The organism is Candidatus Accumulibacter necessarius, from assembly GCF_036625085.1.
In genome coordinates, this window is the sequence record NZ_JAZKUM010000001.1 from 673139 (window position 1) to 696851 (window position 23713).

General features: G+C 61.6%; 17 protein-coding genes. 10 read left to right on the forward strand and 7 right to left on the reverse strand.

The annotated features are described in order from the left end of the window. Nucleotides 1-13 precede the first annotated feature (13 nt). Nucleotides 14-547, reverse strand: coding sequence for a hypothetical protein (locus tag V5B44_RS03360; protein ID WP_332357710.1), 534 nt, complete (start codon nt 545-547; stop codon nt 14-16). Between the two features lie 482 nt (nt 548-1029). Between V5B44_RS03360 and V5B44_RS03365 the strand changes: the two genes are divergently transcribed. Then, entirely contained in the window at nt 1030-1572 is a 543-nt protein-coding gene (locus V5B44_RS03365; protein WP_332357711.1) for a hydrolase, read from the forward strand. A 39-nt stretch (nt 1573-1611) separates the two neighbouring features. On the opposite strand, the gene uvrB is transcribed toward V5B44_RS03365, so the two are convergent. After that, a complete protein-coding gene (uvrB, locus tag V5B44_RS03370) occupies nt 1612-3690 on the reverse strand; it encodes an excinuclease ABC subunit UvrB (protein ID WP_332357712.1) in 2079 nt (692 codons plus the stop codon). Nucleotides 3691-3853: 163 nt separating this feature from the next. Between uvrB and V5B44_RS03375 the strand changes: the two genes are divergently transcribed. After that, entirely contained in the window at nt 3854-5056 is a 1203-nt protein-coding gene (locus V5B44_RS03375; protein WP_332357713.1) for an amino acid aminotransferase, read from the forward strand. A gap of 143 nt (nt 5057-5199) precedes the next feature. Here the strand turns inward: V5B44_RS03375 and V5B44_RS03380 are convergent, their stop codons facing one another. Next, nucleotides 5200-7098 carry an AsmA-like C-terminal region-containing protein gene (locus V5B44_RS03380; RefSeq protein WP_332357714.1) on the reverse strand — a complete coding sequence of 633 codons (1899 nt, stop codon included), beginning with the start codon at nt 7096-7098 and terminating at the stop codon, nt 5200-5202. 276 nt (nt 7099-7374) lie between these two features. Here V5B44_RS03380 and V5B44_RS03385 point away from each other — a divergent pair, with 276 nt between their 5' ends. Both V5B44_RS03385 and V5B44_RS03390 read left to right on the forward strand, forming a co-directional pair. Then, nucleotides 7375-9726: a fatty acid cis/trans isomerase gene (locus V5B44_RS03385; protein WP_332357715.1), complete on the forward strand. Its 2352-nt coding sequence runs from the start codon at nt 7375-7377 to the stop codon at nt 9724-9726. A gap of 159 nt (nt 9727-9885) precedes the next feature. Then, entirely contained in the window at nt 9886-11826 is a 1941-nt protein-coding gene (locus V5B44_RS03390; protein WP_332357716.1) for a beta-propeller domain-containing protein, read from the forward strand. Nucleotides 11827-11940: 114 nt separating this feature from the next. Here V5B44_RS03390 and V5B44_RS03395 read toward each other — a convergent pair whose 3' ends face one another. The 4 genes from V5B44_RS03395 to V5B44_RS03410 form a co-directional block, all read right to left on the reverse strand. Beyond that, nucleotides 11941-13320: a carbonic anhydrase gene (locus tag V5B44_RS03395; RefSeq protein WP_332357717.1), complete on the reverse strand. Its 1380-nt coding sequence runs from the start codon at nt 13318-13320 to the stop codon at nt 11941-11943. Between the two features lie 190 nt (nt 13321-13510). Continuing rightward, nucleotides 13511-15175 carry a cation acetate symporter gene (locus V5B44_RS03400; RefSeq protein WP_332357718.1) on the reverse strand — a complete coding sequence of 555 codons (1665 nt, stop codon included), beginning with the start codon at nt 15173-15175 and terminating at the stop codon, nt 13511-13513. Continuing rightward, on the reverse strand, nt 15172-15492 hold the full coding sequence (locus tag V5B44_RS03405; protein WP_332357719.1) for a DUF485 domain-containing protein: 321 nt from the start codon (nt 15490-15492) through the stop codon (nt 15172-15174). The genes V5B44_RS03400 and V5B44_RS03405 overlap by 4 nt, the downstream gene beginning before the upstream one ends. A 178-nt stretch (nt 15493-15670) precedes the next feature. Continuing rightward, nucleotides 15671-16345, reverse strand: a complete 675-nt coding sequence (locus V5B44_RS03410) for a Crp/Fnr family transcriptional regulator (protein ID WP_332357720.1) — start codon at nt 16343-16345, stop codon at nt 15671-15673. Nucleotides 16346-16583: 238 nt separating this feature from the next. Between V5B44_RS03410 and V5B44_RS03415 the strand changes: the two genes are divergently transcribed. From V5B44_RS03415 to V5B44_RS03440, 6 genes are all read left to right on the forward strand, one after another. After that, nucleotides 16584-18542, forward strand: a complete 1959-nt coding sequence (locus V5B44_RS03415) for an AMP-dependent synthetase/ligase (protein ID WP_332357721.1) — start codon at nt 16584-16586, stop codon at nt 18540-18542. After that, a complete protein-coding gene (locus V5B44_RS03420) occupies nt 18542-19324 on the forward strand; it encodes an ABC transporter ATP-binding protein (protein ID WP_332357722.1) in 783 nt (260 codons plus the stop codon). The genes V5B44_RS03415 and V5B44_RS03420 overlap by 1 nt, the downstream gene beginning before the upstream one ends. Nucleotides 19325-19336: 12 nt before the next feature. Further along, on the forward strand, nt 19337-20266 hold the full coding sequence (locus V5B44_RS03425) for a branched-chain amino acid ABC transporter permease (RefSeq protein WP_332357723.1): 930 nt from the start codon (nt 19337-19339) through the stop codon (nt 20264-20266). A 15-nt stretch (nt 20267-20281) separates the two neighbouring features. Then, nucleotides 20282-21358: a branched-chain amino acid ABC transporter permease gene (locus V5B44_RS03430; protein ID WP_332357724.1), complete on the forward strand. Its 1077-nt coding sequence runs from the start codon at nt 20282-20284 to the stop codon at nt 21356-21358. Between the two features lie 84 nt (nt 21359-21442). Beyond that, nucleotides 21443-22780 carry an ABC transporter substrate-binding protein gene (locus tag V5B44_RS03435; protein ID WP_332357725.1) on the forward strand — a complete coding sequence of 446 codons (1338 nt, stop codon included), beginning with the start codon at nt 21443-21445 and terminating at the stop codon, nt 22778-22780. Nucleotides 22781-22859: 79 nt separating this feature from the next. Continuing rightward, nucleotides 22860-23675 (forward strand): ABC transporter ATP-binding protein, encoded by an 816-nt coding sequence (locus V5B44_RS03440; RefSeq protein ID WP_332357726.1) that lies wholly within the window; start codon nt 22860-22862, stop codon nt 23673-23675. Nucleotides 23676-23713: the final 38 nt, after the last annotated feature.

Here is a 23713-nt window from a genome sequence, read left to right on the forward strand (position 1 = left end):
AGCAGGCGGTCGATCAGGAGTGTGCGAACTCGCTTCGGGTCTGAGGGGCCGTTGCATCGTGGGCGGACCGTACCTTTGTCAGGCCATCGCGGGAGGGCATCGTCGCAGGTTCCGACACCTGGCCTTCGCGCGCATGGTGGACGCGCAAGCGGTCCTTGTATGTGGTCAGCAGCGCGAGACTTTTCTCGAGATATTCCTGCGACGAAAGCTGGTCGCCGGCATAGCGATGGAGGAGCGTCAGCCAACGCCTGTGGATGGCACAAGGTGTGTGCCGGTCGCCGCCTGACAGAGGGCAGTCCGGGCAGCGCGAACTCGCCAGGACGTCAATCGCCGCCTGTTTCTGCCACTGCCGGCGATACTGTCTGGCGTTGGCCTCGATCCACACCAGTGCCTGCGCTTCCCGCTCGGCCACCGGGAAGCGATCGATGTACGCTTCGATTGCCGCCAGTTGCTGGCGAAAGAACAGCTCATCCGACAGCTCCGAAGCTGCCGCGCCACCCACAAAACGGGCGATCAGCGCAAGAGTCGGGTCATCAACGATGTACATCTGGTTCCAGCGAGGGCGCGGGTAGGCACGTATTACCAGTGACCACTATAGCAGAATTTGCTGCGCTGCAACACAACTTGTTGGCGCGCGATGCGAACTCGGGCAGTCGTCCTGTCTCACCGGCGGGAAGCTGTCTGCGATCGCCCGGGATAGCCACCGGCAGGAGCGGCAACGAAGGGCTGTAATCTGCCCTGGCGGCTGCTCGGCACGGGTCCGGGCCGATGGCGACCCCTTGGCGACTGCCGCCGGCCGTATTACTATCGCTGACGATGTCGCCGTCCCTTGTTGCCTGACCGAGTCCCTGTGCTTGCGCTTGCCCGCGGACAGGGGCGCTATGGCGGGATACCCCCAGTCGGGCGTCAGTATCTGCCCTGTCTGGCGGGCTGGCCGGCGAACAGGCTCGGGCGTGCTGGTGCTCGGAGCAGTCCTGCGCCAGTTTCTGGCGCAGAACGGTCGAGATTGATTATCTGGAGGAAGTTCTCATGTTGATGCGTGCTGATCGTTCGGTATTGTTGCTGGTGGACCTGCAGGAGCGTCTTCAGCCAGCAATCCATGACGCGCCGCTGGTGCTTGAAGCCAGCATCTGGCTGACCAGGGTTGCGCAGCGGCTGGAGATTCCGGTGATCTGCACGGAGCAGTATCCGAAAGGCCTGGGGTTGACGATGTCTCCCTTGCGGGACTTGCTGCCGGATGAGTGCATCGTTGAGAAAATCTGTTTTTCGGCGGTTCCCGAGGAAGTGCTGTTTCAGGCGCCCGGAGGCGACCGCGCGCAGTTCATCGTCGCTGGTACCGAAGCCCATGTCTGCGTTCAGCAGACGGTACTGGACCTGCTTGCCGCAGGCCGCCGCGTTTTTGTCGTTGAGGAGGCTGTCGGCTCACGGCGAAGTGGCGACAAGGCGCTGGCTCTGGAGCGCATGCGGGGCCACGGTGCCGATATCGTTTCGCGCGAGATGGTGGTTTTCGAGTGGTTGCGACAGGCCGGCAGCGACCTGTTTCGCGAGATCAGTCGCGACTTCATCCGCTGAGTAGAGCCGCTGCAATGGGTCGAGGCGCGATGAGCCCGTTCAAGAAGCATCAGGACTGACTTCCGCCCCGCTGATCCCGAACACCTGTTGGCGGATGCGGAACAACTCGTCGCGCGCCGCGGCCGCCTTCTCGAATTCGAGGTTCCGGGCGTACTCGAGCATTTCTTTCTCCAGTCGTCGCAGTTCTCGCGCCAGCTGTTTTTCGCTCATTGCTTCGTAGTGGGCCTGCTGTTGCGCGGCCTTGAGTTCGCGCTGGGCAGTTTCCGAATCGTACACCCCGTCAATGATGTCGGTGATACGCTTGCTGACGCCCTTGGGGACTATGCCATTCGCCTCGTTGAAAGCGAGTTGCTTGAGCCGTCTTCGCTCGGTTTCGGCGATCGCGCGCTGCATCGAACCGGTCACCCGGTCGGCGTAGAGGATGGCGGTGCCGTGGAGATGGCGGGCAGCGCGACCAATGGTCTGGATCAGCGAGCGCTCGGAACGGAGGAAACCCTCCTTGTCGGCGTCGAGAATTGCCACCAGCGAGACTTCCGGAATGTCGAGGCCTTCACGCAGCAGGTTGATGCCGACCAGCACGTCGAACTTGCCAAGGCGCAGATCGCGAATGATCTCGACGCGCTCGACCGTGTCGATGTCGGAATGCAGGTAGCGCACCCGGATCTCGTGTTCGCCGAGGTAGTCGGTGAGATCCTCGGCCATTCGCTTGGTCAGCGTGGTCACCAGGATCCGCTCCGCAACCGCGGTGCGCAGCCGGATTTCCGACAGCAGGTCGTCGACCTGTGTCGCGGCGGGACGGACGATGAGGACCGGGTCTACCAGACCGGTCGGACGCACGAGCTGCTCGACCACCTGTCCCTGGTGCGCCGCTTCGTAGTCGGCCGGGGTGGCCGAAACGAAAATGGTTTGCCGCATCAGCGCCTCGAACTCCTCGAATTTCAGCGGTCGGTTATCGAGTGCCGAGGGTAGACGGAAGCCGTAGTCGACCAGGTTCTCCTTGCGTGAGCGATCGCCCTTGTACATGCCGCCGACCTGCGAAACCGAGACGTGCGACTCGTCGATGAACATCAGGGCATCCGCCGCCAGGTAGTCGATCAGGGTCGGCGGTGGTTCACCCATCTGGCGCCCGGAGAGGTGCCGGGAGTAGTTCTCGATGCCCTTGCAGAAACCGAGTTGGTCGAGCATTTCGAGATCGAAGCGGGTGCGCTGCTCGATGCGCTGCGCCTCGACCAGGCGGTTCTCGCGATGGAAGAAAGCGATACGCTCGGTGAGTTCGAGCTTGATCGCCTCGATCGCTCGCAGGACCGTCGCCCGCGGGGTGACGTAGTGCGATGACGGGAAAACGGTGAAACGCAGCAGGCGGCCCTGCAGGTGACCAGTCAGCGGGTCGAAAAGCTGCAGGCCTTCGATCTCGTCGTCGAACAGCGAGATCCGGATGGCCTGTTCGGCATGCTCGGCGGGAAAGACATCGATCACGTCGCCGCGAACGCGAAAGGTACCGCGCTGGAAGTCGGTCTCATTGCGTTCGTACTGCATGTCAGTCAGCCGCTTGATGACCTCGCGCTGACCGATGCGGTCGCCAACGCGCATGGTGAGGATCATCTTTTGATACTCGTCGCGGTCACCAAGCCCGTAGATGCACGAGACGGTGGCGACGATCACGCAATCCCGACGTTCGAGCAGGCTCTTGGTGGCCGAGAGCCGCATCTGCTCGATATGTTCGTTGATCGACGAGTCTTTTTCGATGAACAGGTCGCGCGCCGGTACATAGGCCTCCGGTTGGTAATAGTCATAATAGGAGACAAAATACTCGACGGCGTTGTCAGGGAAGAACTCCCGGAACTCGGCGTAGAGCTGCGCCGCCAGCGTCTTGTTGGGGGCCAGGACCAGCGCTGGACGGCCGGTGCGTGCGATGACGTTGGCCATGGTATAGGTCTTTCCCGAGCCGGTGACACCGAGCAGCGTCTGGAACGAAAGTCCATCCTGCAGCCCCTCAACCAGCTGGGCAATCGCGGCTGGCTGATCACCGGCCGGCAGGAAGGGCTGGTAGAGGCGAAACGGGCTGCCTTCAAAGGTCACGAAGGGCGGCTTGTGGGGGGAATGCGGGCGATCGACCATGCTAGAATTCTACGTTGTTTTGCCACCGGCAGCCGTCGGCAGCGGCAGCGGACCGTTTTCCCCGGCAAGCTCGAGCCGATGCCGGGGGAGGCCGCTTCAGACCCGGGCTGCCTCGCCGGTCTGGCCAAACGCATCCTGTCCACTATCCACTTAGGAAACACCCATGACCGCTTCGATCTTTGCTGCCGTGGAAATGGCTCCACGCGATCCAATCCTTGGCCTGACGGAGTCATTCAACGCCGACGCACGTTCCAGCAAGGTCAACCTCGGGGTTGGCGTTTACTTTGATGACCACGGCAAGCTTCCCTTGCTGGCCGCAGTCAAGCTGGCCGAGAAGGCTCGCCTGGAAGCCATGCCGCCGCGGGGGTATCAGCCGATCGACGGCCTGCCCGCCTACAACCAGGCGGTACAGAAGCTGCTCTTTGGTGAGCAGTCGGAGTTGCTCGAAGAAGGTCGCGTGCTCACCGTCGAGGCGCTGGGGGGAACCGGCGCGCTCAAGGTTGGCGCCGATTACCTCAGGCGGCTGCTGCCCGGCGCGACGGTTTTCATCAGTGATCCGAGCTGGGAGAACCACCGCGCGCTGTTCGAGAACGCAGGCTTCTGCGTCGACACCTATTCCTACTACGATGCGACGACGCGCGGGGTCAATTTCGAAGGCATGAAGCGCGGTCTCAATGCCCTGCCGGCGGGTTCCATCGTCGTTCTCCATGCCTGCTGCCACAATCCGACCGGCGCCGATCTGGATGCGGCCCAGTGGCGCGAGGTGATTGACACGATCAGCGCGCGTGGGCTCGTGGCCTTCATCGACATCGCCTATCAGGGTTTTGCCGATGGCATCGGCGAGGATGCGCTGGCGGTCAAGCTGTTTGCCGCTTCCGGTCTGCAGTTCCTGGTGGCCAGCTCGTTTTCAAAGTCGTTCTCGCTTTACGGCGAGCGGGTTGGCGCGCTGTCGGTGGTCACCGCCAGTCGGGAGGAATCGGCACGCGTCCTGTCGCAGATCAAGCGCCTAGTCCGGACCAACTACTCGAATCCGCCGACGCACGGCGGAGCCGTGGTGGCGGCGGTCCTCTCCAGCCCGGAGCTGCGCCAGATGTGGGAAGACGAGCTGGGCGAAATGCGCCAGCGGATCCGCGCCGTGCGCGTCAGCCTGGTCGACAAGCTGAAGGGCAGGGGCGTCCGCCAGGACTTTTCCTTCGTCACCAGGCAGCGGGGCATGTTCTCGTACACTGGACTGAACGTCGAGCAGGTCGACCGTCTGCGTGACGAGTTCGGCATCTACGCCGTTAACACCGGTCGCATCTGTCTGGCGGCACTGAATACGCGCAATATCGACTACGTGGCAGATGCCATCGTGGCGGTTCTCTAGCAGCAAATGGCGCTTGGGGAAGCCCTGCCCGGGGCGGCCCCGGGCTTGGGTGTGCCCCCTTGCTGGCCAGCGCGGCCCGTGGCAGCTGGTGGCTGCGGGCCGTGACGGCAGCTATGTCGCGGGCGCGCTGCGGCTGGCGCTGATCAGTGGCCTGCCGTTTGCGTCAGCGGAGACTTGAGCGGTCCGCTGATCAGGATCGGCATCGCCGTGTGGTCCGCCCGTCCGCGCATCTGGACGTCCATTCTGCCTCGCAACTGCAGGTCGCGGCTGACCTCGATCTGCCCGGATGAGTGCATCAAGCCGGCATTCAAGACCAGTCGGGAAAACCGCCAGGCGCCTGGTGTCAGGCTGATCACGCCAGACAACTCTTCGAAGCGGGTCCGGCCACCGAGCGTCAAGGGTGCAGCCGAAACCCGCCGCACCGCCTCAGGAAGGTCGATACCGCCCAGGCTGCCACGCTGTATCGTGAAGTCCCCCGTGGCCTGGAGAGCAGGGAGCATGACTGACCAACTGTCGGCACTGGCGGAGAATTTCAGCTTGCCCCGGGCCTCGCCTTCGAACTGGCGACCAATTCCCAAGGCTTCCCCGAATCTGGTGACGTTGATCCGCTCGAAGGAAATCTCTCCCGCCATTGTCGGGCGTTCGCTGCCGCGCAAGACGGTCGTACCGCGCACCAACCCATCAAATATTCGTGACTCCACGGAGTTGATCACGAAATCAGGGCCGGATATCTCCCCCTTCAGATCCAGGGAGTCGAAGACATAGGGTGACTCCTGGGCCGGTCGCCAGCCGAGACCCTCCAGCTGGACCGCGACCCCGCTCGTCGTCGGTCTGAGCTGCACGCTCAGCTTCCCATCTGCCGAGCGCAGGGATGCCGCCTCCAGCCGCCGTTCGCCAGAGAGTTCAAGGTCACCGCTCATACCAGCGATTCGCAGCCCAGCGAACGACAACTCCGCATTGACCACCGAGACGTGCAGGACGCCAGCAGTAGCGGACGGGCGGGCGGCGGACTGAAGCATGCGCGATAGACTCGCCATGGTTTCTGCCGACAGGCTGATTTCGCTCAACTCGGCCTCGCGGAAGATCACTTTCGGCGACAGCAGCGTCCCGATTACCGGCTGCAGGCGGAGCGCCGGGATCTCCATCGCATCGCTGTCAGCCTCATCCCCGAAGCGAACACTGTCGAGCAGCAAGCCTGGCCTGGGGTAGACACTGACGCGCATTGCGCCCACTTTGGCGGTTCGCCCTGTGCTTTGCGCCAAGACCGCTTCCACTTCGGGCAGGTAGCGGGTATAGGGAAACAATAGCACCGCGAGCGCCAGGATCGCCGCGAAGAGCAACAGGCCCAGCAGCAGGCCCATCGGCCAAGTCAGGTCAAGGCGCTGTCCGCCACGTCTTCTGAACTTCGGTTTCGCCAGCTCTTCAGCAGGGCTGCGCCTGGCGAGTGCTTTCAGGCGCTCAAGAAGGGACGGCTTCCGATGTGGCGTGTCGGCTGGCAGTGGTGTCGATGATTCGGAGGCAGCTTTTGGCAGAAAGACCGTACCGTAGTCCGAAGCCGTTGCCGTAGGCGCAGGTGTCAGTGTTGTCGGCGCGAGCGTGCTCGGCGTCAAGGTGCTTGGCGTGAGCGAGGGCCTGCTTTGGCGACTTTCCGGGAAAGGAATGATCCGCGTGACCTGGCTGCGAGAAAACGCCGATTCGGCTGGTAGCGATTCGGCCTTGTGGCCAAACGTGGAGAATTCGGAGGCCGGCTCCAGAGTGGCGGTCTTCGTGCCATTGGCGGCATTCCTCGCGTGACGCCAGACAGAGTCCTTTTCCACTCGTCGCTCGATGAAGCCATCACTTTCCAGCTCGAGCAACGCATTCTGGGTAATCTGTGCATTACCGGTCTTGTCGCACAATTCGGTTACGGTGGCGTTCCCGTCGACAAGAATGAGGACCATCCGGATGTTTCTCTGGACGACCCGCGTTCGCTGCAACATGGCTTCCTCGCCGGAAGCAGTCCTTGCGAAAACCAGATGCGGGTCTATCAGATCAGGGTCCATTTTTTTTCGCGGGGCCGTGGCGTCAAGGAATGGTGGTCTTCAGTGTTGGGCAAGATCGAATTGTGCTCCTTGTTGAGATCAGGGGAAAGTCAGTGAGGTCAACCGATCGCTGTGACATCCCTATTATGCACTCCAAAATGCATTGCGCGCTGCGTGGGTGAAAGGCTGCCGTTGGTGCGGCAAACGCTGCCGGCAGCTCTGAGCAGGAAGGACGAGGCTGAGCGTAGAATAGGGTTGCCAGGCGAGTCACTGGTGCGACTCTCAAGGAGACCCTGCATGCGCATCAAGAAGGCATCACTATTGCTGTGGATTGCCCTCCTGAGCGGCTGTGCCGCGCTTACCCGCCATACGCTTGACGAGCAGTTCGGCCGTCCGGACCCCGCGCGCTTCGATACCCCGCGTGCTCCCGGTTCCGGGATCTCCTACCGCGCCGACGTGCAGCCAATTCTTGAGCGGCGATGCGTGGTTTGCCATGCCTGCTATGATGCCCCTTGCCAACTGAAGCTGGGTGCCTGGGAGGGAATCGCCCGTGGTGCCAGCAGGGAGCTGGTTTACGACGGAGAACGGATCGGCGAAGCGCCGCCCTCCCGTCTGTTCACGGATGCGCAGAAGGCGTCGGAATGGCGCAGCAAGGGTTTCTTCCCGGTCCTCAACGAACGCGAGCAGGCGCCGGCGGCGAATCTTGCCGCGAGCGTCATGTACCGTGCGCTGCAACTCAAGCAGAGCCATCCTTTGCCCGAGACAGCCATTCTTCCCGGGACTTTCGATTTCTCGCTCGACCGCGAGCAACAGTGTCCGCGCATCGAGGAGTATGACACGTTCGAACGTAAGAACCCCCTGTGGGGAATGCCCTTCGGTTTACCCGGACTGAGCTCTGCCGAGTTCGGTATGCTGAGTCGCTGGCTCGAAAGTGGCGCGCCGTTCGCAGGACTGCCGCCCTTGCCGGTGCAGGTCGACAAGCAGGTGGGCGAGTGGGAAGCTTTTCTCAACGGCAACTCGCTGAAGCAACGCCTGGTCAGCCGCTATATCTTCGAGCACCTGTTCCTCGCGCACCTTTATTTCGATAGCGACCCGCAGCATCATTTCTTTCGTCTGGTCAGGTCGAGTACGCCGCCGGGTCAGCCGATCGACTTGGTTGTCAGCAGGCGACCCTATGACGACCCAGGTGTCGAGCGCGTCTACTATCGCTTGCAGCGTGAACAGGAGGTGGTCGTTGACAAGACGCACATGCCTTATGCGCTTGGACAGAAACGCATGGCGCGCTGGCGCGACCTGTTCCTGAAGCAGGATTACGTGGTTGACCAGTTGCCATCGTACGCGCTGGAAATTTCCTCGAATCCCTTCATTGCCTTTCGCGCCCTGCCGGTCGAGGCACGCTACCAGTTCATGCTCGACGAAGCCGAGTTCACCATCATGGGCTTCATCAAGGGGCCGGTCTGTCGCGGTCAGGTGGCGCTGAACGTGATCGAGGATCAGTTCTGGGTTTTTTTCCAGGCCAACACCGACCATGAGGAGGAGCAGATCGGCAGGTTTCTTGAACGTGAAGCCAGCCTCCTGCAACTCCCGGCAGAACTGGGAAGTGACGCCGGCATCATCGGGCCATGGCGCGAGTACGCGAAACGCGAAGCGAGGTATCTGCAGGACAAGTCCGATTTTCTGACGCGACTGGCTCTCACCAGGAACCCACCCCAGCTGGCGTCGATCTGGAACGGCGAGGGTCATAACCCGAACGCAGCGCTGACGGTATTCCGGCACTTCGACAGCGCGTCGGTGGTGAAGGGACTGGTCGGTGATCCGCCGAAGACCGCCTGGGTGATCGGCTACGCGTTGCTTGAGCGGATCCACTACCTGCTGGTTGCCGGCTTCGATGTCTATGGAAACGTCGGTCATCAGTTGCTGACGCGCCTTTACATGGACTTCATGCGCATGGAGAGCGAGTTCAATTTCCTCGCGTATCTGCCCCTCGACCGGCGCCTGGCGCTGCGTGACCACTGGTATCGGGGTGCAAGTCAGGAGGTCAAGGATCATGTCTACGGAAAGCTGGCGAGATTTGATGTCGAAACGGGAATCCACTTTCGCACCGAGGAGCCGCAGCAGGAGCTTTACGCCCTGCTCAAGCAACACCTGGCGCCCGTTCTGAACCGCCGTTACGAACTCGCTACCGTGGCCGATGCCGCTTTGCAGGCTGATCTGGCGCTGCTCGCCAGGCTGCGGGGCGAGGCGCTGTCCTGGCTGCCGGAACTGGTTTATCTGCGAGTCGATAACCCGCCACTCCTGCCACGCTACTTCACCCTGTTACGCAACACCGGTCACAGCAATGTCTCCAGCCTGCTGCAGGAGGGGCGAGAGCTGTTACCGGCAGAGAATACCCTGACCGTTGCGCCCGGTTTTATCGGCGCTTATCCAAACGCACTCTACCGGTTGCAGCGCGAGGAGATCCGGTCGCTGGCCAAAGCCATTGGCGAATTGTCCTCGGAAGGCGACTACCGTGTCCTGGCAGACCGCTTCAGCGTTCGCCGCACCGATCCACGGTTCTGGCAGTACAGCGACGAGCTCCAGGATGCTCACCTCAAGCTGGCGCCCGTCACTGCCGGGCTGCTCGACTACAACCGCCTCGAGAACCGTTGATCGCCGATTGCGCCGCGCTGTGGTGAAGCCATCGGCGCGGCGCTATTTTCGGAAGTGAGTACATGGTTGCTGGCCCGCAACCAGTTTTTCGGCCAGGTTTGACCCGCTTTCTGGTTTTCTCGCGTTTACCCGTCATGAACTCCACCTTGAAGGACTGCCATGCACCGTGCTCTCGTCACCAGCCTCGCCAATGCCACGCTGGCCGTTCTCATCTTTTCGTCGGCATTCGCCGATGCTCCGGCGGAGCGTGCGGCAGGGCAGCGGACGCTCCGCGCATTCGCCAGCGAGCAGGAACTCGACGCTCTCTTCAAGCGCTGGGCTAGCGAGGCGCAGCGTCGTCGCGACGAGCAAGGGGCGCGTCGCGCCCAGGCCTCGGAACTGGCGTCGGGCCAGGTCCCGCCTCCACCCGTACCGGCAGCGGCTGCGCCCGCGGCGGCAGCCAAGACAGCCGCGGAGGCAAAAACCGAGTCCGTCACCAACGTTCAGCACGCCGGGGTTGACGAGGGCGGGATTGTCAAGGTGCACGGCGAGCATCTCGTGATCTTGCGGCGGGGGCGCCTGTTTACCGTCCGGGTTGGCGGTAACGAACTGCGACCGGTCTCGGCAATCGATGCTTACGGCAAGGACATCGACCCGCGTGGTGCGTGGTACGACGAGATGCTGATCTCGGGTAACACCATCGTCGTCATCGGTTACAGCTACGCTCGCGGCGGCACCGAGGTCGGCGTGTTCGATGTGTCGAGTGCCGGCCAGCTCGCCTACCGGGCGACCTACCATCTACGTTCCAACGACTACTACTCGTCGCGCAACTACGCGAGCCGGCTGATCGGCAGCAAGCTGATTGTCTATTCGCCGCACGTTCTCAATCCCTGGGGCGACCCCTACGTGGCTTTTCCGGCTATGCGCCACTGGCTGTCTGGGGCGCTACCAGGCGATTTCAAACGCATTGCGCCGGCGACGCGGATTTACCGCAGCGACGATCCCATCGACCCGTTTGCCGGCGTCGCCTTGCACAGCGTGACGGTCTGCGAGCTGGCCACGCCCGAGATGGACTGCCAGAGTACCGCCGTGATGGGTCCGCCAGGGCGTGTCTTCTACGTCTCGCCGAATTCGGTGTTCGTCTGGACCACGCCGATGCGTGGCGGATCACAGGGCACTGCCCCGGCGTCGGCCGTATTTCGCATTCCACTAGACGGCCGGGCGCCGAGCATGCTGAAGACGGTCGGCAGTCCGATCGACCAGTTCTCGTTTCACCAGGACGACAAGGGAATGCTGAACGTACTGCTGCGCGCCAATGGCCGCGGTGAGGGCATGTGGGCAGCTGAAGCCAACGTCGGCGACCTTGCGTTGCTGCGGGTGCCGCTGGCCAGTTTCTCCGATGGCAGTGACAGTGCGCCCATCGACGCCTACCGTCGCCTGCCGATAGCAGCCGGCCATGCGATCCAGAGTCGCTACGTTGGCCCGTTTCTGCTCTATGGGGGCGGAACCGGCTGGCGCTCGCCGCAAACCACGCCCCAATCGCAGGTGTACGCGGTGCGTTATGCGCAGGGCGAGGTCTACGAATTGCCGCTGCGACACTCGGTCGACCGTGTTGAAGCGCTTGGCAGCAACGCGCTGGTCGTTGGCAGCGATGGCAAGGACCTGCAGCTCACCAGCGTCCGGCTCGGGCGTCTGCCGGTAACGGTCGGCCGTTACACGCGGCAGGACGCTGCGCAGGGCGAAACGCGCAGTCATGGCTTCTTCTACAAGGCCGAGAGCGAGTTCGACGGCCTGCTCGGCCTGCCGATCATCGGCGGCGATCAGCCGGGGTCGCACCAGTTGCGCACCGCATCGGCGGCCTTGCTCTATCTGCGCAATCGCAGCCTGTTGCTGAGCGAACTGGGCACCCTCAAGGCGCGCCCGTCAGCGGCTGATCGTAGCGACGGCTGTCGTGCTTCCTGCGTCGATTGGTACGGGAACTCCCGGCCGCTGTTCGTTCGCAAGCGCGTTTTCGCACTGATGGGCTACGAGATCGTCGAGGGCAAGGTCGACCGGACGAGGATCGTCGAGACGCGGCGTGTGAACTTCGCGCCGGCGGTTCTACAGGTAGCGCCCCAATAGCCCGGGCTGGCAGGCAGCAAGGGCCGCTCGACCGCAGGTGCCCGGATCAGGCTGGCTTGTGCTCGTCCCGGCCGCGCGAAGAGATCGGGGAGCCTGGCGCCGGCACGGCAGAGGTCAGCGCGATTCCTTGATCATCCGTCCGAAGGTTGCCTGCACGGGTCGGGCGTTGTGCCGGTAGAGCCGCGCGAAAATCGCCAGTTGCTCGGGCGAGATCTGCTGCGGCTGCTTGAGCACCAGCCAGAGCACGCCTTCGGAGCACGGCGGTGTGGTCAATGAACCCATGTAGGTGTAGTAAGCACGGTCTGCCGGCAGCAACTGCGCGAGGTCGATGCTCAGCTCCGGTGGTGCGACGTACTCGTTCTTCTCCAGTGGCAGATTGTTCCAGACGGTCTGGATCAGCGGATGTTCCATCCCTTTCTCGAGCAGCACGGCGACGACAGCAATGTGCTCATCCTCCGACCTGTGCACCAGGTGTGCCACCATGTCGAAGGACTTGCCGTTCACCCGTTCTTCGGCCGGGCGATGAAAATGGAACTGCCTGAGATCGTAGCGCTTGCCGAGCAGGCTGATGCTGCTGCCACCCACTTCGACTTGTATGGTGTGGCCATTGTCGACGACGCGAAACTCTGAAAGCCGATAGTTGAATTGAATCGGTTCGAGATCAACGCGAAATCCGTCACGAATATCAATCGGCGATTGTCGTTTCCCGGTCGCGCAGGTGGCATATTCCGGCTTCAGCTTTCCCCAGTTGTCAGGACCGGCCTCACCCTCGTAGGACCATTGAAGCTGCCGCTGGATGTTGCCCCCGACTATCGGGTAGTCGCTGCTCGCGGGATGCAGTGTGGTCGTCCGGCGGGCGGCTGGCTCGGTCGCTGCCAATGCCCGCGCTGGCGTGATCGGCTCTCTTGCCGCTCGCCTGGCGGGCGCTGCGGGCTTGGCTTCCGGCCCCGCGTCGGCCTTCTCGATCGCCGGAGTTTGCAGGTTCGCCCGCCTGACGTCCTTCTGGACCAGCGCCTCGTTCGCCTTGCGCAGCTCACCGCTCGCCTCGTTGACCTTGTCGGCGGTCCGGCTGGCCGCCATCGCTGCTTCGCTGCCGGCTTTCGGTCGGCAGACTTCGCGCAGCAGCTTATCATCGAGCATTCCCGACCGCACCGGCATTGGCACCTGCACCTTGACATCTTCTTCGCGGAGCATTTCGCCCTCATCCCTGAAATAACTGCGCTTCAGGGTGCTGTAGCTGCGCGACAGGCAGTCGTAGCGGCTGAGGGCCTGGACGATGCGGTAAGACGAAGATGTTTTTGGGTCGATGATCGGCTTTTCGAGGACGATGCGCCCCAGGGCCACCGTCTTCCCGCTTTCATCTTTTCTGATGCTGCTGCGGTCGACCTCGACCCGCTTGCCCGGTTCGGCGGAAATCACCTGCCAGCCTGCCGATGCCACGGCCGGGCCGAGGACCATGAGGCAGATCGCGAGTAGCCGGAGGTGTGGGTGCATGCAGGGACTCCCGTCGTTCGTTGGACTCATCACCTCGTTCACGGAGAATTGTCGCTGAACTTTAGCCGCAAACCCGATTTCCCGCGCATGGGCGAGAAAGGGTCAGCGGCCGCGTCACTCTGCCACGCGGGCAAAAAAAAGCCCTGGCGGGCTACTTGCTCCGCCAGGGCTCTTGGGTAAAACCGAAGGCTCAGTGGCTGGCGCCGGAAGCACCGAAACCGGTCTGGGCGCGAACGTACTGGTCTTCGAACGCTTCTTTCTCGAGCTTGGACCGGGGTCCGGTGTCGCTCTTGGAGAAGATGTAGGCGAAGATGAAGGCGATCGGCATGGCGAACAGCGCCGGCTGCGTGTAGGGGAACAAGGCAGCCTTGTTGCCCAGCACGTCAACCCACACCGACTTCGAGAAGAGCACGAAGAGCACCGCCGAGATGACGCCGCCGTAGCCACCCCACAACGCACCGCGAGTGGTCAGACCCTTCCAGTACATCGAGAGGATCAGCACCGGGAAGTTGGCGGCCGCAGCCACACCGAAGGCCAGACCGACCATGAAGGCGATGTTCATCTTCTCGAACAGGATGCCGAGGACGATCGCCAGCATGCCCAGACCGATGGTCGCGAAGCGCGAAACGCGAATCTCTTCCTTCTCGGTCGCCTGCCCCTTGCGGATCACGCGCGCATAGATGTCGTGCGAGATCGCCGAAGCGCCGGCCAGCGCCAGACCCGAGACAACCGCCAGGATGGTGGCGAAGGCAACCGCCGCCAGGAAGCCCAGCAGCATGTTGCCGCCGACCGCCTTGGCCAGGTGCATGGCGACCATGTTGCCGCCGCCGATGATCTTGCCACCTACTACGCCGCCTTCGAAAAACTCGGGATTCTGGCCGACGATGATGATTGCGCAGAGGCCCATCAGGAAGATCACGTTGAAGAAGAACCCGACGAAACCGGAGGCATAGAGCACCGATTTGCGTGCTTCCTTGGCGTTGCCGACGGTGAAGAAGCGCATCAGGATGTGCGGCAGACCAGCCGTACCGAACATCAGGCCGAGACCGAGTGAGATTGCCGTGATCGGATCGGCCAGCAGGCTGCCCGGTGCCATCAGTTTCGGGCCAAGCTTGTGCAGCGCCTCGGCCTGGGTCAGCAGTTCGGTCAGCGAAAAGCCGAACTGGGTGTAGGCCAGGATCAGTGTCAGCGTACCGCCGAATAGCAGCATGCAGGCCTTGATGATCTGCACCCAGGTCGTCGCGACCATGCCGCCGAGGGTGACATAGACCATCATCAGGATGCCGACGACGAAGATCGCGATGTTGTAGTCGAGGCCGAAGAGCAGCTTGATCAACTGGCCGGCACCGACCATCTGGGCGATCAGGTAGAAGACGACGACCACCAGCGACGAGATCGCCGCCATCGTCCGTACCTTGCCCTGGTCGAGTCGGTATGAGGTGATGTCGGCAAAGGTGAACCGGCCCAGGTTGCGCAGCCGCTCGGCCATCAGGAAGAGAATGATCGGCCAGCCGGCAAAGAACGCCAGCATGTAGATGTAGGCGTCGTAGCCGGCGGTGTAGGCCATCGCCGTCAGCCCGAGCAGGGTTGCCGCCGACATGTAGTCGCCGGCGATCGCCAGGCCATTCTGGAAACCGGTGATGCCGCCGCCGGCGGTATAGAAGTCGGCAGTGGACTTGGTGCGGCCTGCCGCCCAGTAGGTGATGCCCATGGTCATCGCGACGAAGATCAGGAACATGATGATCGCGTGCCAGTTGGTGGCTTGCTTGGCGCCCGCAGCATCCATGGCCGGCCCGGCAAAAGCCAGGCCGGAGAGGAAGAGCAGGGTGATTGCCGAGGTCAGTCGATGCATCATAGCTTCTCCTTCTGAGCTTCCTTGATCAGCTCGGCAGTCAGGTCATCGAATTCCCCGTTGGCCTTGCGAACGTAGACCACCGTCAGCAGCCAGAAGAAGATGAACAAGCATAACTGGATGGTGTAGCCGATCGGCCACATCGATCCCTCGGCGATCTTCTGGGCCAGCAGGCCCGGGTTGAAGGCAACCAGCATGAAGAACCCGTAGAACAGGATCAGCACAATTGCCGAGAGAGTCCAGGCAAAGCGCCCCCGCTCCTGGACCAGTTTCTGGAATTTGGGATTGACCCGCATTCGCTCGTACATAACACTACTCATGTTTTTGCATCCTCCACTTTGGTTTTGTTGACGCGGTTTCACAGCGGATTAACCAATTTAGACAAGACCTTCTCGACAAGACCATCCCCTTGCCGCGGCGAATACTAACCCAGATCAATGCCGTGTTCAATTCTGCGTTTCTGGAAGCTTTGCCGCCAGGTGCGGCTTGCTGCCCGACTTATTCGCCGAAGCAGCGTAGCCGGTCAAGATCGAGGATGGTCAGGGTGCCGTAGTCGACGCGCACCAGTCCCGCCTGTTCAAGCACGTGCAGCGCCTGATTGACGCGTTGACGCGAGATGCCGGCGAGCAGGCCGATTTCTTCCTGGGAGATGCGCAGTTCGAGGCTGCTGCCGGGGTAGAGCAGCGGATGGAACATCGAGGCCAGGCAGCGAGCGAGCCGGGCGTCGGTATTCAGCAGCCGTTCGTGCTCCATCATGCCGATGAACTGACCCAGGCGCTCGTTGAGCTGGATCAGCAGGAAGCGGTTGAACGGGATGCTGTGATCGAGGAGGTGCTGAAATCGGCTGCGCTTCATGTAGGCAATCCGCGATTCGCGCAGCGCGATGACGTCGTAGCGGCGAGGCTCGTCCTTCATCAGCGAGCCTTCGCCGAACCAGCCGCCGCTCGACAGGCCGACGAAGCTGGTTGTTTTGCCGCTGCTCCAGTTGCTGGCCATCTTGACCAGTCCGTCGACGACGCCCAGCCAGTGTTCGACCGCGTCTCCCTTCATGCACACGTATTGCCCGGCGGGAACCGTCCGCACGACAGTGTCTCCCTTGACCTGCTCGAGCTCGTCCGCGGACAGTTGCCGTGCCCAGCAGGACGCTTGCAGCATGTCGTCGAGCGACTGCATTCCAGGTTCGATCGTCAAGGAACAGCCGAATTGTCTTCCGAGCGACAATTATAGCCGCCCGGAGCGCTTACACTGTGGCCAAGGTCCGTCCTGATGTCACCCTCTGGAAGTCGCTTCTTTCGCTTATGCGGCGCCGCACAATGACTGTCAGCGAAAAGGGACTAGAATCAACGACTACAAATAAACGATAAGGGCTTGCCGTCGGGTTTCTGACGGTCAAGGCACCGGAGGAGACGAGATGCCGGAGATCGCTTCCGCGCAGGTGCTGGATACGTTTCCGCGCCTGCTGATGGACCACGCGCAGGTGCGCGGCAACAAGCCAGCCATGCGCGAGAAGGATCTGGGGATCTGGCAATGCTGGACCTGGCACGAGGTCGCCGAGGAGGTGCGGGCTCTCGCTTGTGGTCTTGCCGAAATGGGTTTCAAGCGTGGCGACAATCTGGCCATCGTCGGCGAGAACCGCCCACGCATGTACATGATGATGACTGCCGCACAGTGCCTTGGCGGCGTGCCCTTGCCGCTCTACCAGGACGCTGTCGCCAACGAAATGCTCTTCGTCCTGCTCGACGCGGAAGTCCGTTTCATCTTCGTCGAGGATCAGGAGCAGGTCGACAAGGTGCTCGAGATCCAGACGCAGTTGCCGCAGCTCGAACACCTGCTCTACGACGATCCGCGCGGCATGCGGCACTACACGCTTCCCTTCATCCACGGCATCCGCGAGTTGATGGCGATGGGGCGGATTCACAACCGCAATCACCCTGACCTGCTGACCAGGGAGGTGGCCGTCGGCGCGTCCGATGATGTGAGCGTCATGCTGTACACTTCGGGCACGACCGGCAAGCCGAAGGGCGTTCGCCTGACACACCATGCTTTCATCAGCGCCGCTCGCGGCGGAGCCGATTTCGATCAACTGACCGCTGATGAAGACATCCTCTCCTATCTGCCGATGGCCTGGGTCGGTGACCACCTGTTCTCGTTTGCGCAGGCGATGGTGACCGGTTTCACGATCAACTGCCCGGAGTCTGCGGACACGGTGATGACTGATCTGCGCGAGATTGGCCCGACCTACTATTTTGCGCCACCACGCGTCTTCGAGAACCTGTTGACACAGGTGATGATCCGCATGGAGGACGCGAGTGTCGTCAAACAGAAGATGTTTCACTTCTTCATGGCCGTCGCCCGGCGCAGCGGGGCCGAGATCCTCGACGGTCAGCCGGTCTCGGCAGTCGATCGCCTGCTCTACGCGCTGGGCAACGTTTTTATCTTCGGGCCACTGAAGAACGTTCTCGGCATGAGCCGCATCCGCGTTGCCTATACCGCCGGGGCGGCGATCGGTCCGGACCTCTTCCGATTCTATCGGTCGATTGGCATTAACCTGAAGCAGCTCTACGGCCAGACGGAAACCTGTGCCTATGTCTGCCTGCAGCCCGATGGACAGATCAAGTTCGACAGTGTCGGCAAGCCGGCCCCAGGGGTTGAGGTGAAGATCGCCGACAACGGCGAGATTCTCGTTCGGGGTCCGATGTTGCTCAAGGAGTATTACAAGCGACCGGATGCGACGGCCGAAGCGATCAACGCCGATGGCTATTTCATGACCGGTGATGCCGGGATCTTCGACGACGACGGTCATCTGAAGATCATCGATCGCGCCAAGGACGTTGGCAAGCTGGCCAATGGGGCGATGTATGCGCCGAACTACATCGAGAACAAGCTGAAATTCTTCCCGCACATCAAGGAAGCGGTGGTCTTTGGCGACCAGCGCAAGATGGTCTGCGCGTTCATCAACATCGACATCGGCGCCGTCGGCAACTGGGCCGAGCGGCGTGGCATTGCCTATTCGGGCTATACCGATCTGGCGGCGAAGCCGGAGGTCTATGGGCTGATTCAGGAGTGCATTGAACAGGTCAATGGCGAACTGCTTGGCGAGGGCGCTCTCGCCGATTCACAGATTCACCGCTTCCTGATCCTGCACAAGGAACTTGATCCGGACGATGACGAACTGACGCGCACGCGCAAGGTGCGCCGCGGTTTCGTCGCCGAGAAGTATGCTGTGCTGATCGATGCGCTGTACAGCGGTCGCAACAGCCAGTTCATCGAAACGGCGGTCAAGTTCGAGGACGGCCGGCAAGGCAAGGTCGCTGCCGATCTCGTCATCCGCGACCTGAAGACCTTCGAGATTGCCGGGAGGGACGCCTGATGAGTCGACAGATCGGCGAGGTCATTCTCAACCTGAAGAACGTTTCTCTTGCCTTCGGTGGCGTCAAGGCGCTGACCGACATTTCCTTTGATGTTCGCGAGCACGAGATCCGCGCAATCATCGGCCCGAATGGCGCGGGCAAAAGTTCGATGCTCAACGTGATCAACGGTGTCTATCGGCCACAGCAGGGCGAGATCATCCTGCGCGGCCAGCACTTCAGCAAGATGAATCCCTACAAGGCGGCCAAGGCCGGGATCTCTCGCACCTTTCAGAACATTGCGCTGTTCAAGGGCATGAACGTGATCGACAACCTGATGACCGGGCGCAACCTGCAGATCCGGAGCAACCTGATTCAGCAGGCGTTCTGGTGGGGGCCGGCCCGGCGCGAGGAACTGGCGCATCGCGTCAAGGTCGAGCAGGTGATCGATTTCCTCGAGATCCAGCACATTCGCAAGACGCCGGTTGGCCGCCTGCCCTACGGTCTGCAGAAGCGGGTCGACCTGGGTCGTGCGCTGGCCATGGAGCCGAGCATTCTCCTGCTCGATGAGCCGATGGCCGGCATGAACGTCGAAGAGAAGCAGGACATGTGTCGTTTCATCCTCGACGTAAACGACCAGTTCGGTACGACGATCGTCCTCATCGAGCACGACATGGCGGTGGTCATGGATATCTCCGACCGGGTGGTGGTGCTCGATTACGGCAAAAAGATCGGTGACGGTGACCCCGACGAGGTTCGTGCTAATCCGGAAGTCATCAGTGCCTACCTTGGCGCCAGCCACTGAGGAGAGAACAAGATGGGTTTCTTTCTCGAAACATTGATCGGTGGCCTGATGGCCGGCATGCTTTATTCCCTGGTCGCGCTGGGATTTGTCTTGATTTTCAAAGCCTCCGGCGTGTTCAACTTTGCGCAGGGAGCGATGGTACTTTTCGCGGCCCTGGCGATGGCGCGCTTTTCGGCGTGGATACCCCAGTGGCTGGGAATTGACAGTCGTTTTCTGGCGAACACGGTGGCCTTCCTGCTGGCCGGGGCACTGATGTTTGTCGTCGCCTGGCTGATCGAGCGTCTGGTCCTGCGCCATCTGGTGAATCAGGAGGGCGCGACCTTGCTGATGGCCACCCTGGGCATCGCCTACGTTCTTGAAGGCGTTGGTACGAGCGTCTTCGGTAGCGATATATACAAGATCGACGTCGGCATGCCCAAGGAACCGGTGATGATTCTCGAGGGGGCCTTCGAAGGCGGATTGCTGATCAACAAGGAGGACTTTGTCGCCGCATTGATCGCGGCGGTTCTGGTCGGGCTGCTGGCGCTGTTTTTTCAGAAGACCGCTACCGGCCGTGCCCTGCGGGCGGTGGCGGATGACCATCAGGCGGCGCAGTCGATCGGCATTCCGCTCAATCGCATCTGGGTAATCGTCTGGTGCGTCGCCGGCGTGGTCGCCCTGGTTGCCGGGGTGATCTGGGGTTCCAAGTTGGGGGTCCAGTTCTCGCTGGCGACGGTGGCGCTGCGCGGTCTGCCGGTAGTCATTCTCGGCGGTCTGACTTCGATTCCCGGTGCGATCATCGGCGGGCTGATCATTGGCGTCGGCGAGAAACTTTCCGAGGTCTATCTCGGGCCGATGATTGGTGGTGGCATCGAAATCTGGTTTGCCTACCAGCTGGCCCTGCTCTTTTTGCTGTTCAGGCCGCAGGGGCTGTTCGGCGAAAAGATCATCGACCGCGTCTAACCAGGGAGCAGACAAGTGCTATATAGAGAAAACGGTCAGTTCAAGACCTCCTACGCCGCCGATCAGCAGATTTTTCCGATCGCCCAGGACCGCTGGGTGATCGTTGGCATCCTGGTGTTTGCCTTTGTCGGCGTTCCTCTGCTGGTCGACGAGTACCTCTTTCGCGCCATCCTGATTCCCTTCCTGATCCTTTCGCTGGCGGCACTTGGCGTTAATATCCTGGTTGGTTTCTGCGGCCAGATCACCCTTGGCGCCGGGGCCTTCATGGCCGTCGGCGCGTACGCCGCCTATAACTTCCACATTCGTGTCGAGGGCATCCCGCTCCTCGTTTCCTTCCTGCTCGGTGGCCTCACCTCGGCGGCAGTCGGCATCTTCTTCGGCATTCCGAGTCTGCGCGTTCGGGGTCTGTATCTTGCCGTCGCGACCCTCGCGGCACAGTTCTTCACCGACTGGGTGTTCCTGCGCGTCCCCTGGTTTACTGACAACGCTTCGTCCGGCTCTGTTTCCGTTTCGAACCTGCAGATCCTCGCCTGGCAGATCGACACGCCGGTCGACAAATACCTGTTCTGTCTGGCGTTCCTGGTGGTTTTTGCTCTGCTGGGGAAGAACATGACGCGTAGTGCCATCGGTCGGCAGTGGATGGCGATCCGCGATATGGACGTCGCCGCCGAGGTGATCGGAATCCGGCCGCTTTTTGCCAAGCTCTCAGCCTTTGCCGTCAGTTCCTTCTTTGTCGGCACCGCTGGCGCGCTGTGGGGTTTTATCCACCTGGCTTCGTGGGAGCCGGCGGCCTTCTCGGTCGATCGTTCATTCCAGTTGCTGTTCATGGTCATCATCGGCGGCCTGGGGTCGATCATGGGCAGCTTTTTTGGGGCGGCGTTCATCGTCATCCTGCCGATCGCCCTGAACCAGTTCCTGCCGGCGCTTGGCGGTTTATTCGGGATTACCATCTCCACTGCCGGCATATCGCATGCCGAACTGATCATCTTCGGTGCACTGATCATTTTTTTCCTGATCAAGGAACCACACGGCATTGCTCGCCTGTGGTCTACCGGCAAGGAAAAACTCAGGCTCTGGCCATTTCCGCACTGAGCGGCGGGCTGGGGGCTCGTTCCGCTACGACTAGAAGACTTTTTCGCAGGTGCATTACTTTCAATACAAAAAGAGGAGACACTAATGAAACTACGCAAGCTTGCATTGAGTGCTTCGGCGACAGTCGTCGCTCTGTTGTCGCTACTGACCTCACCGAATGCCCTGGCGCAGGCCAAGGAGCAGTTCTTTCCTGTCCTGGTATACCGTACCGGGGCCTATGCTCCCAATGGCACCCCTTGGGCCAATGGCTATGTTGATTACCTCAAGCTGGTGAATGCCAGGGGCGGGATCAACGGCGTCAAGATCAGCTTCGAGGAGTGCGAAACGGCTTATGCGACCGACCGCGGCGTCGAATGCTATGAGCGCCTGAAGGGTAAGCATGGCGGCGCTACCGTGTTCCAGCCCCTGTCGACCGGTGTTACCTTCGCACTGACCGAAAAGGCTCCGGTGGACAAGATTCCGCTGATCACTGCGGGCTACGGCCGCAGTGAATCGCAGAATGGTGCCGTTTTTACCTGGAACTTTCCCTTGCTAGGTACCTACTGGGTCGGCGCCGACGTCGCCATCCAGCATATCGGCAAGAAGCTCGGCGGGATGGCCAATCTGAAGGGGAAGAAAATCGCTCTCGTCTACCATGACAGTCCCTACGGCAAGGAGCCCATCCCGGTACTGCAGGAACTCGGCAAGACCTACGGTTTCGACGTGCAACTGCTGCCTGTGGCGCATCCCGGCGTCGAGCAGAAAGCGACCTGGCTGCAGATTCGTCAGCAGAAGCCCGACTACGTCCTGCTCTGGGGCTGGGGTGTGATGAACTCGACTTCGCTGCGCGAAGCCCAGGCGACAGGCTATCCCCGCGAGAAGATGATTGGAATCTGGTGGGCTGGTGCCGAACCCGATGTCAAGGACGTCGCTGAAGGTGCCAAGGGCTACAGCGCGTTGACCCTGCAGCATGGTGCCGAGCCGAACTCGAAGGTCGTCAAGGATGTGCTTGAACTCGTGCATGCCAAGGGACAGGGAACCGGGCCAAAGGACGAGGTTGGGCAGGTACTCTACATGCGTGGTCTGCTGTCGGCGATGCTCGGCGTTGAAGGAGTACGCAAGGCGCAGGAGCGCTATGGCAAGGGCAAGGTGATGAGTGGCGAGCAGGTTCGCTGGGGCCTGGAGAACCTCAATCTGGACCAGAAGACTCTCGATGCCATGGGCTTCGCCGGGGTCATGCGTCCGGTTCAGACATCCTGCCTTGACCATATGGGATCGTCGTGGGTGCGCGTTCACACCTGGAACGGTAGCAAGTGGGAGTTCAGTTCTGACTGGTACCAGGCGGATGAGAAAAACCTTCGGCCGATGGTGATGCTGGCCTCCAGCAAGTATGCCGAGGAGAAGAAGCTGAAGCCGCGCACGCCCGAGGAATGCAAGAAGTAGGGTCCGGCGGACTCGCCACCGCGAGTCGATTAGGTGCCCGCCCTTGTGTGGGAGGGCGCCGCACTAACGAAGAGACGCCATGAGCGACGCCACCAGCATCCTTCTCCGAGTCAATAGCATCGAGGTGATCTACAACCACGTGATCCTCGTTCTCAAGGGTGTTTCATTCAGCGTCCCCGAGGGCGGCATTGTTGCCCTGCTGGGAGGCAATGGCGCCGGCAAGACGACCACCCTGCGCGCGGTCAGTAATTTGCTGCACGGTGAGCGGGGAGAAGTCACCAAGGGGACGATCGACCTGCGCGACGAGCGAATCGAAGCGCTGACCCCGGCAGAACTGGTAAAGCGCGGCGTGATCCAGGTGATGGAAGGGCGACACTGCTTTGGCCACCTGAGCATCGAGGAAAACCTGCTCACCGGCGCCTATACACGCAAGGATGGCAAGGCGGCGGTCGCCGAGACGCTCGACAAGGTCTACGCGTATTTTCCGCGCCTGAAGACACGCCGCAGCAGCCAGGCAGCCTATACCTCGGGCGGGGAGCAGCAGATGTGCGCCATTGGGCGCGCGCTGATGGCCAATCCGAGCATGGTGCTGCTCGACGAGCCGTCGATGGGCCTGGCGCCGCAGGTCGTCGACGAGGTGTTCGGCATCGTCAAGGATCTGAACCAGAAGGAAGGAGTGACCTTCCTGCTCGCCGAGCAGAACACCAACATGGCGCTGCGCTACGCCGATTTCGGTTACATCCTTGAAAATGGCCGTGTGGTCATGGAGGGCGCTGCCGGAGATCTGGCGGCAAACGAAGACGTCAAGGAATTTTATCTGGGGCTCTCCTCGGCTGGTCGCAAGAGCTTCCGCGATGTCAAGCACTACCGCCGCCGCAAGCGCTGGCTCTCTTGATCTGGCAACGATCCGGATTACCTCGGCCGGCTTGCTCT